Raw genomic sequence first — 15,067 nt, forward strand, 5'->3', positions numbered from 1 at the left:
CCAGCAGAGCGCATTTCCTGACGATTTTTTCACTAGATAAATGAATAAACCCCGCTACAATAGCTGGCATCCCCCCTGCATTTTCTTCTTGCTGCCAGTTATGGCGGGTTTTGTAGTCTTTCAAATAACAACAATATAAAAGGTGTTCACGTGCAGAAGTACATGCTTGAAGCGCGTCAGTTATTGGCACTGGCAATACCAGTGATCATCGCGCAAGTCGCTCAAACCTCAATGGGATTCGTGGATACGGTGATGGCCGGTGGGTACAGCGCCACCGACATGGCTGCCGTGGCGATCGGTACCTCTATCTGGCTCCCCGCGATTCTTTTTGGCCACGGACTGCTGCTCGCGCTGACGCCCGTTATTGCGCAGCTGAATGGTTCAGGACGTCGCGAGCGTATCGCGCATCAGGTGCGTCAAGGTTTCTGGCTCGCCGGTTTTGTCTCCATTCTGATCATGGTTGTGCTGTGGAATGCGGGCTATATCATTCGCTCCATGGATAACATCGATCCCGCGCTGGCGGATAAAGCCGTCGGCTACTTACGCGCCCTGCTCTGGGGTGCACCGGGCTATTTGTTCTTCCAGGTCGCGCGAAATCAGTGCGAAGGGTTGGCCAAAACCAAACCCGGTATGGTGATGGGTTTTATCGGCCTGCTGGTCAACATCCCCGTCAACTACATCTTTATCTATGGTCATTTCGGCATGCCAGAACTGGGCGGCGTGGGCTGCGGCGTGGCAACGGCTGCTGTTTACTGGGTTATGTTCTTCAGCATGATTTCCTATGTGAAGCGCGCGCGTTCCATGCGTGACATTCGTAATGAACAACGTTTCAGCAAACCAGATATGGATGTTCTGAAACGCCTGGCACAGTTGGGTTTACCTATCGCCCTGGCGCTCTTTTTCGAGGTGACGCTGTTTGCCGTGGTCGCTCTGCTGGTTTCACCGCTGGGAATTGTGGATGTTGCAGGCCACCAGATCGCACTGAATTTCAGCTCCCTGATGTTCGTTCTGCCCATGTCGCTGGCCGCTGCGGTGACTATTCGCGTGGGCTACCGCCTGGGACAAGGTTCAACGCTCGATGCCCAAACTGCCGCACGCACGGGGTTGGGTGTGGGGGTTTGTATGGCGTTCTGCACGGCGCTCTTTACCGTCACGCTGCGCGAGCAAATCGCCCTGCTCTATAATGACAATCCGGAAGTGATTACCCTTGCATCGCAGCTCATGCTGTTAGCTGCGATATATCAACTCTCTGATTCCATTCAGGTTATCGGTAGCGGCATCCTGCGTGGTTATAAAGATACGCGTTCGATCTTCTTTATTACATTCACTGCTTACTGGGTATTGGGCTTGCCAACCGGTTATATTCTGGCGCTCACGGATCTGGTCGTTGATCGCATGGGACCGGCCGGATTCTGGATGGGCTTTATCATTGGTTTGACGTCCGCTGCTATCCTGATGATGCTGCGGATGCGCTTCCTGCAACGCCAGCCGTCCAGCGTCATTTTGCAACGCGCGGCGCGCTGAATCACAGATGGCCGCCTGCGGGCGGCTACTTTCTCTTCACTTTGCGCGGTAATTCCGCAATCGCGTGAAATACGAAAGAAAATTGCGATTTCCCTCTTGCCTGATCTCCCCGGTGCCGCTAATATTCGTCCCCGTTGTCCCAGACAACACGTTGCGTTCATAGCTCAGTTGGTTAGAGCACCACCTTGACATGGTGGGGGTCGTTGGTTCGAGTCCAATTGAACGCACCATTTTGCGTCCGTAGCTCAGTTGGTTAGAGCACCACCTTGACATGGTGGGGGTCGGTGGTTCGAGTCCACTCGGACGCACCATTTCAACTCTGAAATGGTGCACATCTCCTCTTTTCAGTCCTAATTCATTCGTCTGCTAAATTCCTCCTGTCGCTTGATTTGCTCATTACCCGTTTTCTACCACAATTATTCTGCATGGCCGTTATTTCCCATGGAGTCGGTACAATAAAACAGGTAAGTCACGATGAAGAAAATTGCGATAATTGGAGCCGGGCCGACAGGTATCTACACGTTTTTCTCTCTGCTCAAACACAAGACGCCACATTCCGTGACGATCTACGAGCAAGCCGAAGAAGCCGGTGTCGGGATGCCGTACAGCGATGAAGATAATTCCCGGATGATGTTGGCGAATATCGCCAGCATAGAAATCCCACCCCTTTTCTCCACTTACATTGACTGGTTGCGGACCCAGGATACCGCGCATCTCGCCCGCTACGGCGTGGAGAAAGCGTCCCTTCATGTCCGGCAGTTCCTGCCGCGTATTTTGCTCGGCGAGTATTTCCGCGACCAGTTCCTGAAACTTGTTCAGCAGGCCCGGAAAAGTGGTTTTGAGGTCAATGTGATCGAGTCATGCCAGGTGACTGACCTGGAGGCGTTGCCAGACGGCGTCACAATTTGGGCTGAAAACCAATCCCGCCCTGAGGTTTTCGATCTCGCGGTTATCGCCACCGGACACGTCTGGCCCGAAGATGACACCGCTACGCGCGCCTTCTTTCCCAGCCCGTGGTCTGGACTGATGGCGGCGGATATTAGCCCCTGTAATGTCGGTATTTTAGGCACCTCGCTCAGTGGGCTCGATGCCGCGATGGCCGTCGTCATTCAGCATGGTACATTCACTGAAACGGATAATCAGTCTGTGACTTTCCGCCTGGATGAAGGGAGCGAGTCGCTTAACATCGTCCTGGCCTCTCGCTCAGGTATCCTGCCAGAAGCCGATTTCTACTGCCCTATCCCCTATGAGCCGTTAACCTTCGCGACCGAACAGGCCATTGAAAAGGAAATTGCAGCGGGCGCAGAAGGCCTCCTGGATCGTGTGTTTGCCCTTATGGTTAAGGAACTTGAACATGCCGATCCGCACTGGAGCCAAACCATCGCACTCAACACACTGAATGCCGACAGTTTCCACGATGCCTGGTTTGCCGAGCGGCACAGGCACGATCCGTTCCGCTGGGCTGCGTCCAACCTCGAAGAGGTCGAACGCAATAAACGCGACAAACGCACGGTGCCGTGGCGCTACACGATTCTAAGGCTGCATGAAGTTGTACAGGACATTGTCCCGCATCTGAACGAAAAGGACAGAAAGCGTTTTGACGCGGGTCTCGCACGCATTTTCATCGACAATTATGCGGCCATCCCGTCTGAGTCGATTCGAAGGCTGCTGGCGTTACGCGAGGCAGGTATCATCAGCGTTGTGGCGCTGGGCGCGGATTACGACATGGAGGTAAAAGAGAATCTGACGGTGATTCGGACAGAAGATAAAACGTATGAATTCGACGTATTTATCGATGCCCGTGGGCAAAAACCGCTGAAGACAAAAGATCTTCCGTTCCCGACGTTGCGCAAACAGATTCAGGCTACGGGCGATGCGATTCCTGACGTTGGCGATGATTACACGTTACTTGAGCCTGAATATGTTTGTGGGAAAATCGCGTTTGGCGCATTGCCCTATCTCATGCATGATCAGCCTTTCGTACAAGGCCTGGTGGTCAGTGCTGAAATCGGAGATGCCATCGCCAGGGCGGTCGATCGCCAGACATCAAAAACGCGAAAACGGCTGCCGTTTATTGAGATGTAAAGCGCTCTGATTTCAGTGAGGTCGTCCTGGAGTGCTTGTTTCAACACGCGTATATGGGTTGAGGCGACAACAGAACGCAGCGAAAGGGAATGAAACTCAGGGTGGGATAATTCCCCACCCTGAAACGACGCTCACTTACTCGAAGTAAACCTGCGGATTATCAGACAGCGACACAAAGCTTTTGCTGTCTTTATCCAGCGCACGAATATCGCCGCTTTCAATATCATAAACCCAGCCGTGCAGGCGGATGGCATTGTTACGCAAGCCAACAGCGACCGACGGGTGCGTTTTGACGTTATTCAGCTGAGCGATGACGTTTTCCTGAACCATTGCGTTCACTTTATCCGTTGGATTGTCCCAGGTTTTCTGGTCGACGACCGCTTTCGCGGCGTCGGAATAGCGCAACCAGTGGGAAACAGCCGGCATAGGATCAAGATTCGCGTTGTCAGCAATGGCTTTCATCGCACCGCAGTTGGAGTGACCACAAATCACGATGTCGGTCACACCCAGCGCCACGACGGCGTACTCAATAGTGGCTGACACGCCACCCGGCTCTGGCCCGAACGACGGTACGATATTTCCCGCATTACGAATGACAAAGAGCTGTCCGGGTTCCTGCTGGGTGACCAGTTCGGGAACCAGGCGGCTATCCGAGCAGGAGATGAAAAGCGCTTTGGGATTCTGGCTGGACGCTAAACTGCGGAAGAGTTCTTTACGTTGCGGGAAAACCTCTTTTTGAAAGCTGAGAAAACCTTCAATAATATGTTGCATAGCAATGTCTCTTTTATCTGTTTTAGTTTAGGCATGATCTGGATCACGCTCCTGAAGTTTACCCACCGCGCTTCACTTGAGACAAGAAATATATTTCTGACTCGAATGCATCACGATTTCATGTGCGTTCGCGTTGATGTTCTGGCCTTCAAACGCGCCGTACAGGCGGTCAAATTTGACGAGGCTCAGGCTGCGCGCGATATCCTCAACCACTGCGCCTGGCAGCGGCAGCATATTCGGATAGCTCCACATAAACGAGACACGATCCGCACCTGGCGTTACCTGCAAAATATCACCGGCGAGCAGCACGCCATCACCCTCGTGCCAGTGCAACACCGTCCCACCCGCAAAATGCCCTCCCAGCCGCATTAGCCTCACGGACGGCAGAATATCCAGAAAATCCCCGTCCCAGAAATGCAGTGCCGGGCTGTCTCGCATCACCCATTCGCGGTCGCTGGCGTGGAGATACACCGGCGCGTCGAACGCCGCGGCCCAGTCCTGCATGGTCGTGTAGTAATGAGGATGAGAAATTGCGATAGCGCTGATCCCACCAAGCGCGGTCATCAGCGTTTGGGTTGCGGCATCCAGGTTTGCAATGCAGTCCCACAGCACGTTGCCCTGCGGGGTTCTCAGCAGAAAAGCACGTTGATTAATCGCGAATTTGGGCACCGTTTTAAGGCTCAGAAGATGCGGTTCCAACTGCTGCCATTTATTGCTGTGCGTCGTCGCTACGGTGTCAAAATCGACCCAGGCCTGGCCGCTCACCGGAACATACTGGCGCTCGTCGTCACAAATTTTGCACTGCTCAACCGTCGCCTGTGATGCGTCATAAGACGTCCCACAGGTTTTGCAGAGAATAATCATGGGCTCTCCCGTTATGTCATCAGGGAAAGAGTATGGCAGGGATTGGCCTTACGTGCGGTGATGTACTTCATCGTCCATTTTTGCCTTATAATGTTCCAGGAACAAAAACGAACAAAGCAGGTAAATGATGGAAATTGATCTCGATAATCTGGTGTTTAACGGCCTGGATGAAGCTGAAGAGCGCAACGCTGAACGTCTGGAAGACGCGGACAAAAAAGCGCAGGCGGTTGTGGCTGACGATGATTGCGGCGACGCCTGCAAAATCTAATCTCTCAATATCAAAGCACCGGACAGGTTCCGGTGCTTTTTTTTGAACATTTATTCAGGCAATCGCTCGCAGGTTGCGCGCTGGCGAAACCCATCCCCCCTTCACACCCTCTTTCTCTTTCATCGGTAACCCATGCGGTTACGCCACAGCAGATGCGTTGATACGTTAAGGTAGCAGTTGCACAGCTCGTTCCAGTAAGTCACGCGCGTCTGGCGTAACTCAGCGTGATGTTTTGTCATGGAACCACTCCGGATCGATGTTCGCGACATCGACGCCGTAAAGACTGGCAATCGGAAGTACCGACTCGATAACACGTTGCGCACTGTTCTCCGCGCTCTCGGATGGGGTTGCAAAGAACCGCCGTAACGTATTCACCCAGTTTTGCATGATTCTGACTCCTCACCGTTTTGTCTGACCTCAGTTAAACACCCGTTTTCGCCGCAATGGAAATACCAATATCGGCAGACGATTTGCGCTATCTGCAAAAGCATTCATTTCCGCTACTTGTCGATAACACCTTGTTCACTAATGCCTTTTTGCATATAGCAAAGAACGATTTCTTATTTGGCGATAGCGAACGCTTATGGGAGCGTAACGGGACAAAACAAAAACAACGGGAAAGCAGAGGAATCTATGGCAACGCAGAAAAAACATTATCAGCAGATCGTGCTGGCACTTGGTTTATTGACGACAGGCGGCATTTTATCGACACAGGCTCAGGCCGATCAGCTCGCGGATATCAAAGCCGCAGGGGTGGTGAAAGTCGCCACTTTTGACGCGAATCCGCCGTTCGGCTCCATCGATGCGAAAACCCATGACATCGTCGGATATGACGTTGATTTTGCGAAAGCGCTCGCCAAAACCCTGGGCGTTAAGCTGGAATTGGTGGCGACGAATCCCGCCAACCGCATCCCTTTGCTGCAATCTGGCAAAGCCGATCTTATTGTCGCGGACATTACCATCACCCCGGAACGTGCTCAGGTCATTGATTTCTCAACGCCCTATTTCGTGACCGGTCAGCAATTCCTGGTTCCGGTAAAATCTGCGGATAAACTCGACGATTACAGCAAAGCGCGCATTGGCGCGGTCAAAGGCACCACTGGGGAACAGGCGTTGCATCAGCGTTTCCCGCAATCCCGCGTGCTTTCCTATGATGATATTCCGCTGGCGCTGACCGCGCTGCGTAACGGTAACGTCCAGGCGATTACGCAGGACAGCACCATTCTGGCGGGCTTACTTTCGCAGGCCCCCGATAAAGCCAACTTCAAAATTCTGCCGGACCTGCTCAGTAAAGAAGAGATCGGCGTCGGCGTGAAAAAAGGCGAAACCGCCCTGCTCAACGTCGTCAACACCGAGCTGGTTAACCTTGAGAAAAACGGTGAAGCGGCCAAAATCTATGACGTTTGGTTCGGGCCGCAAACCCAGTCACCGCAGCCCCGCGCCTTTAAAATAGAAGCCCAGTAAAATGCTCTCAGGTCTATTCTCACGCTCCGCGGCTCGTGCCGCGGATTTTTCACATCTGGAACATGCCAGCGTTGAGTTCCGAAATGTGGTCAAACGCTACGGCGATCATCAGGTGCTTAACGGGATAAATTTCACCGTCGCACCCGGCGAAGTGGTGGCCATCCTCGGCCCCTCGGGTTCCGGTAAATCCACCCTGATCCGTCTCATTAATCAGCTTGAGTCCCTGAACGGTGGCGAAATACTGATTGATAATAAACCCACCCGTGCGCTGACCGGCACGGCCCTTCGCCAACTCCGAAGCCGCGTGGGATTTGTGTTCCAGCAATTCAATCTGTACGCCCATCTCAGCGCCGCTCAGAACATCAGTCTGGCGCTTGAAAAAGTGCACGGCTGGACGCCGCCGCAGGCTCAGGCGCGCGCACTGGCCCTGCTCGAACAAGTCGGCATGGCGGAAAAAGCGCACCATTACCCGGCGGAACTTTCTGGTGGACAGCAGCAGCGCGTGGCAATTGCGCGCGCCCTGGCGTCATCACCTCAAATTATCCTGTTTGATGAGCCGACATCCGCGCTCGATCCCGAGATGATCGGCGAGGTATTGCAGGTCATGAAATCACTCGCCCACAGCGGGATCACCATGATTGTGGTGACGCATGAGATGCAGTTCGCGCGTGAGATTGCCGACCGGGTGGTGTTTATTGACGGCGGCGAGATCCTCGAAACCGCCCCACCGGCGCAATTTTTCCAGCATCCGGAACATCCTCGCACCCGCCGTTTCCTGCAAAAAGTGTTAAACCCGCTTCATCAGGAGCAGCCGTAATGCCCGCTCTCGACTGGCAAGGTGTGTTGACCGGACAACCTGCGCAGTGGCTTTTATCCGGCTTCCTGACCACGCTGTGGGTGACGTTGGCGGGGATGGTCATCGCCAACGTCCTGGCGATTCTGTTTCTGTTGTTGCGCACGGCGGGCGGTAAAACGGGCAGAGCCGTTGTTTCCGTCTGGGTTTCGCTGTTTCGCAATACGCCGTTACTGGTGCAACTTCTGTTCTGGTATTTTGCGGCGTGGAACTGGCTACCGTTTACGCTTCGCGATTACATCAATGGCGAACACACATGGACGATTTTGCCGGGGGACGTCTGGTGGTTCACACCTGAGTTTTTATGTTCCGCCTGGGGGCTTGGCGTATTCACCTCTGCGTTTCTGGTTGAAGAGATTGAATCCGGGTTACAGGCCGTCTCGCGCGGGCAGCGGCAGGCAGCGCTGGCGCAAGGATTTTCCTCATGGCAGCTCTTCCGCTTTATCTTGCTCCCACAAGGTCTGGCGCATGCGTGGCAGCCGGTTGTTGGCCAGTACCTGAACTTATTGAAACTCTCCTCGCTTGCCAGCGGCATTGGCTTTGCCGAGCTGACCTATCAGGTGCGGCAAATTGAAAGTTATAACGCGCATGCGCTGGAAGCCTTTACCGTCGGTACGGTGTTTTACCTGCTGACCGGCGTGTTGATGGGTCTGCTGCTGGGCAAACTCGGCTCCTCTCCCGCAAAACGTATTCAGCGCGCACAAAAAATCACGATTGCCACAGGGAGTGAAAACGCATGATCGCCGGACTGGCTGTGATAACCGATAACCTGGATTACTTGCTGTGGGGACGTCTGTCCGCAGGCCAGCCCGGCGGCGTGTTGTTGACGTTGCTGATGGCGTTGGGCGCAGCGGTTCTGGCTCTGCCTACGGGTATTATCCTGGCGAGCCTCGCCTGGCGTTTTCCCGGCATGGTGCGCAAGATGCTTTATGTATGGGCAGAAGTGATTCGCGGTATTACGCTTATTTTTGTGATTTTCTGGATGTGGTATTTGCTGCCGCTGTTAACCGGTGGAGATTTACCCGGTGCCGTCACTGTGACCCTGGCGCTGGCATGGTTTACCGCGGCGGCGGTGATGCACTCGGTGTTAGCGGGCCTTCGTGCCCTGCCGACGGGGCAGTACGAAGCGGCGCTAACACAAGGTTTTGGCACGCAGCAAACGCTGTGGCTGATCTTGCTCCCGCAGGTCTTACGCACCATTTTGCCGTCGCTTTTGGGGATATTTATCAGTCTGCTAAAGGACACGTCGCTGGCGTTTATTGTGAACGTTCCGGAGCTAACGACCGTGGCCGGACAGGTCAATAACCGGGTGCAGATTTACCCGGCAGCGATCTTTATCTTCACCGGCGTGGTGTATTACCTGCTTTGCTGCGCCCTGGAGCAGATAGCAAAACGCTGGCGGGTGACCCGACCAGCGTTTTGAGGATGTGCGTGATTAGAATGCGTAGCGCACTTTCATACTCACGCTCTGGCTGGTGAATTTCGTGCGCTGTTCGGCATCGTATTGCACGGTGCCGTCCAGCACGTCACTGAATTTCGCCGTCACACCCACACCGGCCATCGCGATCCACGGGCTTTCGTTCATGCCCTTGTACGTGAATGGTGTGGTTTGGCTGCCGATAAACGCTGCAGTGGTTTGCGTCGGATCGTTTTTCACGTCATAGCCAGCACCAAGATAGCCGTGCACATCCACAATTTCAGAGAGTTGCAGTCCCGCTTTGGCTTTGCCGGAGAAGACCCAGGCTTCTGTCGTTGCGCCGTCAACATCCAGACCCACATCGTCGGCTCCCGACTCTTTGTAACCTTTGTTTTTCACGCGGTAGTAGTCGCTGCGCAGGACAGGCGTCAGCGTCCAGTTTTCGGCCGGATGGAAGGTGCTTTGCAACCCCAGTCCCGCCTGGAAAGTATGGCTGTCATAGTCTGAATGCGCGGTGCCCCTGAACGCCGTGCTACCATCCGCTGGGTTTTCGATATTCAGGTAGCGATTGCCTTGGGTGGTGTTACGCCCAAAACCTGTTTGCCAGGTCAGGCTGGTATCCGGCGTGAAGTCGTACCCACCGTAAGCCAGCGCGTTCCAGCTTTCTACGCGGGCATCGTGGCGAATCTCGCTGGAAGTGTCATTCACGTCTGTGCGGCTCATACCGAGCGCCAGGCCGAGTCGCGTCTGATCGATGATCAATCCGTCAGCCCCGATCGCAATCCCGCGCGTGTCTGCGTTATAGCCGGTGTAATCACCGCGGCTCGACTGGTTATCCCAGCGGCCAACCGGGCGGATCCAAAGATATTTTTCCGGGTTAAACTCGCTGTCGTAGCCTTGTCCACGCACGGATTCCTGACGATCGCCCACAATGTTGCCAAATGCGCGCAGATTGTTCAGCTCAATATACGGCATGCTGCCATCCATCAGCGGCGAGAGCTGCACCACATTTTTATGCACCTGTGCGGCAGTGCTGGACGATGTGACCGCACAAACGGTGCTGGCGAGCGCGCCGTTACAGTTAAGCGTCGTCGGGGTGGTCGAAGGATTGTCAGGATTGTTAGGATTGTTAGGATTATTGTTGTTATTGGAAATGATGAGGGTGTCGATTGTCCCCCCCAGCGCGGTTAACGACGTATTATTACTGACTGTGCTGACCGCATTTGTCACCGTTGTCAGCTTGGTTTCGACAATTTTTAGCGAGTAGCTGGTGCTGGTTTGCTCTTGCACAAACTGATAGCGCAGGGAGTCATCAAGCACCGCGTAGGGTGTACCCGAAATATTGCTCGCGGTGACCACACCGCGCAGATAATCGCCCTCTTTAAAGTTGGTGCTGCCGTTAGTGACGACAATCGTACGCCCTTTAAGCGAAGCATCACCAGCCACCTGGAGTTTACCGTAATTGCTGGTGTCATCGGCCTGCAACGCCAGAACCCCCGAAGAGCTTTGCGCGTAGTTATTCACCGACGAGGGGGCATTATTATTGAGCAGATCAAAGATACCGCTGTTGCTCATATTACTGCCAGGCGCGTTGACGCGACCGATAATCACACCCTGGTTGTTAATACCGTTCGTGATATTAATGTTGTTTTCGGCGCGAATGGCATCGCCATTAATTGAACCGATTACACCGCGGTTAAGAAACAGATTGGTATTACTGTTATCAGCAAACACCACGCCCGCGCTGTTACCGACAATAAAACCACTGTTAATAATGCTGCCAACCTGCGCGGTGTCGCTCAGATAAAGACCGTTGTTCTCACCTTCGACAATACCGTTATTGGTGATACTAGTGACAGTGCTGTTGCCAGTGACCGAAATACCATTACCTGCAGTGGCGTTGATCACCCCGCCAGCCTGGTTTTCGATCCGGTAATCGTTCGCATATTGCCCAACGAAAATACCGCTGCTCCCGCTGCCGCTCACGGCAATGTTCCCGCTGTTGATCAGCGTATTGTTATGACTGTTATCAGCGGACATCCCGTGAGAACCCGCGCCAGTGGTCACGATCCTGCCCGCGTTGCTGACGGTGTTGCGCTGTGAACCTTCTGTGGCATTAACACCGTGGCTTCCGGTGCCGGAGGTCACCAGCAGCCCAGTGTTTTCCACGGTGCTTCCACCCAGTTCGCTGAGTTTCACCGCATGCGACCCATCGCCGGTCGTGGAAACGGTGCCGCTGTTTATCATTTTTCTGGCATCTATCGAGCGAACCAGCACGCCATGGGTGTTATTACCGAATGAACTCACGGTTCCGGCATTGGTCAGTAAACCTTGTTCACTTGAAAAGTCGATCGTCGATACCGTGTTATCAGCAGAAGTACTCACCTGAGCGCCGGACAGAATAGTAATGTTCTGCCCGGTTTCATTGAAGTGCTGTCCGCCCACCGTTGTCCCATTACACGTGATGGTGGTCCCTGCCGTCGTACAGGCCGCCAACGCGGCGGGAGAGGCAAGTATCCCGAACCCGCTCACCACACCGCCGATCATTAAAAAACTCGTTACCTTTTTCAAACCAACACTCCTTAATCAAATAAAGATCGCGCAAAACATAAAAAAAGCCAAAGTCGTGAATACGACTAAAGTATTAGATAATTTTTGGATTTCACAACGCTGTCGATTAAAACATTTTTGATTTGCTGAACTATGACTCGCGCATTTTATTTAAATGTAAACATTATGCGCGCTTCATTTTTAATGTTGATTTTCAGACGTGACATCTGAAAATAAATAACCCTGGGTATTATTATTGCAAACCAGAAACGCTGCCGGGATTATCCCGCCAGCGATTTGATGACGGTTTCCATCGCCTGAGTGGTTAACTCGCTGCGCTTAATGCGCTGGTTTGCCAGCGAAGTGCGCAATACGCCTGCAATAACAATGTGTTTTGGCTCCTGGCCTAAATCGCGCATTTCAAGAACCACTTTACCGACAACCCGGCACATCTCCTGATACAGCGCTTCGTCTTTGGTGATATTGCCCATTTTGCTCACTCCATTGGCCTTTTCGCCTAGCTTAAAGGATTCGCTGAATCTATACAAAGAAAAAGCCCGGCAGAATGTGCCGGGCTTTAATAAAAAATAAATGTTTAATTGTTTACAGGAATAACCGCGCCTTTATATTTGGTGCGGATCCAATCCTGAATTTCTTTTGAATGCAGTACGTTCACCAGCGCCACGATATCTTTCTTCTTCTCATCGCCACGATGCACCGTAATGATGTTGGCGTACGGGTTATTTTCACCGCTCTCTACGGCGATAGGATCGTGAACCGGGTCCAGACCCGCGTCGATGGCGTAGTTGGCGTTAATCACTACCGCATCACCTTCGTCATTGTTATACATCTGCGGCAGCAGAGCGGCTTCGACGTTCGGGGTGAATTTCAGTTTTTTCGGGTTTTCAACGATATCGCTGATGCGCGCCGTCACTTTATCGATGCCCGGTTTCAGCTTGATAACGCCTTCTTTCTCGAAGATGGAAAGAATACGGCCTTCTTCTGACACCGCATCACGCATGATGATTTTGCCGCCTTCCGGCAGGTCTTTCAGCGACTTGTATTTTTTCGAGTAAATGCCGATTGGCTCGATGTGGATCGCGCCCGCACTGACGAAATCGTAATCTTTATCGCCAGCATGATCTTTCAGCACGCTGTTCAGATAAGGAATGTGCTGGAAATAGTTCGCGTCGATGTCACGGCCCGCTAGCGCGGTGTTCGGCAGGATGTAGTCCTGGAATGGTTTAATTTCCAGATCGATACCCTGTTTTGCCAGAATCGGTTTGGCCTGCTCCAGAATTTCGGCGTGTGGCGTGTTGGATGCCCCTACGGTCAAGGTGTCCGCCCAGGACGCAAAGCTCAGGGCGCTCAGGGTTGCAGCGGCAATCAGTGTCAGTGTTTTTTTCATGATGTCGGTTCCTGTGTGTTTTTAGTATGTGTGTTTTCAGCGTTTATCGAGCAAAGAAGTCATGACATCGCCGCAATACTGGATAATGAAAACGATGATTAAAATGGTCACCGTTGCCACTAGCGTGACGTCACCGTGGTTGCGCTGGAATCCTTCCAGATAAGCCAGATTTCCCAAACCGCCAGCCCCAATCACCCCGGCCATGGCGCTGTAGCTCACCAGGGCAATCAGCGTCACCGTGATGCCGGATACCAGCGCAGGGGATGATTCCGGCAATAAAACCCGAAAAATTAAGGTACTCAGGCGTGCGCCCATCGAACGCGTCGCTTCGATAACCCCTTTGTCCACTTCACGCAGGGCGATCTCGACCAGACGCGCATAGAACGGGGCCGCGCCGACAATCAGTGCAGGCAGTGCGGCGTTCGCGCCAAGAATGGTGCCGACAATCGTTTTGGTGAAGGGAATCAACAAAACGATCAGGATGATGAACGGGATGGAGCGGAACACGTTCACCACAATCGAAATCACGCTATACAGAGTACGGTTCTGGAACAACCCGCCGCGCGCGGTTAAGAACAGTGCCAGACCCAGCGCAATGCCGAGCACAAAAGTCGCTACCCCAGACAGCGCGGTCATGTACAACGTTTCGAGCGTCGCCGCCCAGAGTTGATCCCATTTCAGGTGCGGGAAAAGAGTCTCAGCCATGCTTAATTACCTCACCGTCAATATCGCTGTGCTTCAGGTCGGCGAGGATATTGTTCAATTGTTCTTCTGTCGCCACCACGTGTAGCCAGAGCTGGCCAAACACACCGTGAGCGGTTTGCGTCATTTTGCCGTGCAGGATGTTAAACGGCAGGCCGTAACGCAGCGTTAGCTCACCGACAATCGGCTTGTGCGTGCTGTGCCCGGTGAACGTCAGCTTGATGACGGTGCCTTCAAGTTCATTTGCCAGTTCCGGGTTGAACGCGTCCTCCTCATGATACTGACTCACCTGACGAACGAACTGCTGGGTAATCGGTTTTTGCGGATGCGTGAAGACGCTCAGGACGTCGCCCTCTTCTACCACCTGACCGTTTTCCATCACCGCCACGCGGTCGCAGATTTTGCGCACAACGTGCATTTCGTGCGTAATCAGCACGATCGTCAGCTTGAAGCGACGGTTAATATCGAGCAGCAGGTCAAGGATCTGATCGGTCGTCTGCGGGTCGAGCGCAGAGGTTGCCTCATCGCACAGCAAAACATCGGGGTTATTGGCCAGCGCACGGGCAATGCCGACGCGCTGCTTTTGCCCACCGCTCAACTGGGACGGAAAGGCATTTTCGCGACCCGTCAGGCCCACCAGTTCCACCAGTTCCGCTACGCGCGCCGTAATTTTGTTTTTCGGTACGCCCGCGATTTGCATGGAAAAAGCAATGTTCTCGCTGACGGTTCGCGACCACAGCAGGTTAAAGTGCTGGAAAACCATGCTGATTTTCAGACGCGCCTGGCGCAATGCTTCTCCCTTCGCAGATGAGATGTCATGGCCGTTAATGGTCACGTTGCCAGACGTCGGTTTTTCCAGGCCGTTCAGCAGGCGAATCAGCGTACTTTTTCCGGCACCGCTATAGCCAATAATTCCGTAAATCTGTCCCTGCTCAACCGTCAAATTGACGTTATCAACAGCGGTGAGTGACACTTTCCCGTTGTCAAAAACCTTCGAAATATTCCTGAGAACAATCATTATTTTACTTATCCGTTACGCATATAGCGGTTTAGCAGTATGGATGTCCAAACGATAATAATCAGACGTTATCATGTTTTAAATGAACAAAATAGTCTTTCTTATAACCTACGGGAATATGTGGCGTGGCAACTGGGCGCAGA

At 53.2% G+C, this 15,067-nt stretch carries 14 protein-coding genes and 2 tRNA genes; 9 read left to right on the forward strand and 7 right to left on the reverse strand.

Going from position 1 to position 15,067, the window contains the following annotated elements; genetic code table 11:
• Window positions 1-150: 150 nt before the first annotated feature.
• The 4 genes from mdtK (at window position 151) to AC07RN_RS01000 (ending at window position 3,609) form a co-directional block, all read left to right on the forward strand.
• A complete protein-coding gene (gene mdtK / locus AC07RN_RS00985; RefSeq protein ID WP_012017177.1) occupies window positions 151-1,524 on the forward strand; it encodes an MdtK family multidrug efflux MATE transporter in 1,374 nt (457 codons plus the stop codon).
• 153 nt (window positions 1,525-1,677) lie between these two features.
• A tRNA-Val gene (locus AC07RN_RS00990) sits at window positions 1,678-1,754 on the forward strand.
• 4 nt (window positions 1,755-1,758) lie between these two features.
• A tRNA-Val gene (locus tag AC07RN_RS00995) sits at window positions 1,759-1,835 on the forward strand.
• Between the two features lie 163 nt (window positions 1,836-1,998).
• The gene (locus tag AC07RN_RS01000; RefSeq protein WP_478335353.1) at window positions 1,999-3,609 is read left to right on the forward strand and encodes an FAD-NAD(P)-binding protein; all 1,611 of its coding nucleotides are present in this window, start codon (window positions 1,999-2,001) and stop codon (window positions 3,607-3,609) included.
• Window positions 3,610-3,744: 135 nt separating this feature from the next.
• On the opposite strand, the gene AC07RN_RS01005 is transcribed toward AC07RN_RS01000, so the two are convergent.
• Both AC07RN_RS01005 and AC07RN_RS01010 read right to left on the reverse strand, forming a co-directional pair.
• The gene (locus AC07RN_RS01005) at window positions 3,745-4,380 is read right to left on the reverse strand and encodes a carbonic anhydrase (protein ID WP_012017175.1); all 636 of its coding nucleotides are present in this window, start codon (window positions 4,378-4,380) and stop codon (window positions 3,745-3,747) included.
• Between the two features lie 72 nt (window positions 4,381-4,452).
• Window positions 4,453-5,244, reverse strand: coding sequence for an MBL fold metallo-hydrolase (locus AC07RN_RS01010; protein WP_478335354.1), 792 nt, complete (start codon window positions 5,242-5,244; stop codon window positions 4,453-4,455).
• 127 nt (window positions 5,245-5,371) lie between these two features.
• Between AC07RN_RS01010 and AC07RN_RS01015 the strand changes: the two genes are divergently transcribed.
• From AC07RN_RS01015 to AC07RN_RS01035, 5 genes are all read left to right on the forward strand, one after another.
• Window positions 5,372-5,512 carry a hypothetical protein gene (locus tag AC07RN_RS01015; RefSeq protein WP_072241814.1) on the forward strand — a complete coding sequence of 47 codons (141 nt, stop codon included), beginning with the start codon at window positions 5,372-5,374 and terminating at the stop codon, window positions 5,510-5,512.
• 633 nt (window positions 5,513-6,145) lie between these two features.
• On the forward strand, window positions 6,146-6,976 hold the full coding sequence (locus AC07RN_RS01020; protein WP_478335355.1) for an ABC transporter substrate-binding protein: 831 nt from the start codon (window positions 6,146-6,148) through the stop codon (window positions 6,974-6,976).
• A gap of 1 nt (window position 6,977) precedes the next feature.
• A complete protein-coding gene (locus AC07RN_RS01025) occupies window positions 6,978-7,793 on the forward strand; it encodes an amino acid ABC transporter ATP-binding protein (protein WP_012017172.1) in 816 nt (271 codons plus the stop codon).
• Window positions 7,793-8,569: an amino acid ABC transporter permease gene (locus AC07RN_RS01030; RefSeq protein ID WP_478335356.1), complete on the forward strand. Its 777-nt coding sequence runs from the start codon at window positions 7,793-7,795 to the stop codon at window positions 8,567-8,569. Before AC07RN_RS01025 ends, AC07RN_RS01030 begins: the two co-directional genes overlap by 1 nt.
• A complete protein-coding gene (locus AC07RN_RS01035) occupies window positions 8,566-9,252 on the forward strand; it encodes an amino acid ABC transporter permease (protein ID WP_478335357.1) in 687 nt (228 codons plus the stop codon). Before AC07RN_RS01030 ends, AC07RN_RS01035 begins: the two co-directional genes overlap by 4 nt.
• A 12-nt stretch (window positions 9,253-9,264) precedes the next feature.
• Here the strand turns inward: AC07RN_RS01035 and AC07RN_RS01040 are convergent, their stop codons facing one another.
• From AC07RN_RS01040 to AC07RN_RS01060, 5 genes are all read right to left on the reverse strand, one after another.
• Complete coding sequence (locus AC07RN_RS01040; RefSeq protein ID WP_478335358.1) at window positions 9,265-11,817, reverse strand: autotransporter outer membrane beta-barrel domain-containing protein; 2,553 nt, start codon at window positions 11,815-11,817, stop codon at window positions 9,265-9,267.
• Window positions 11,818-12,077: 260 nt separating this feature from the next.
• Window positions 12,078-12,287: a fumarate hydratase FumD gene (gene fumD / locus AC07RN_RS01045; protein ID WP_012017168.1), complete on the reverse strand. Its 210-nt coding sequence runs from the start codon at window positions 12,285-12,287 to the stop codon at window positions 12,078-12,080.
• Window positions 12,288-12,391: 104 nt separating this feature from the next.
• Window positions 12,392-13,204, reverse strand: a complete 813-nt coding sequence (locus AC07RN_RS01050) for a MetQ/NlpA family ABC transporter substrate-binding protein (protein WP_133632384.1) — start codon at window positions 13,202-13,204, stop codon at window positions 12,392-12,394.
• A gap of 36 nt (window positions 13,205-13,240) precedes the next feature.
• On the reverse strand, window positions 13,241-13,909 hold the full coding sequence (locus tag AC07RN_RS01055; RefSeq protein ID WP_012017166.1) for a methionine ABC transporter permease: 669 nt from the start codon (window positions 13,907-13,909) through the stop codon (window positions 13,241-13,243).
• Window positions 13,902-14,924: a methionine ABC transporter ATP-binding protein gene (locus tag AC07RN_RS01060; RefSeq protein WP_012017165.1), complete on the reverse strand. Its 1,023-nt coding sequence runs from the start codon at window positions 14,922-14,924 to the stop codon at window positions 13,902-13,904. Before AC07RN_RS01060 ends, AC07RN_RS01055 begins: the two co-directional genes overlap by 8 nt.
• Window positions 14,925-15,067 lie beyond the last annotated feature (143 nt).

The organism is Lelliottia sp. GFLA7 (genome assembly GCF_056490165.1).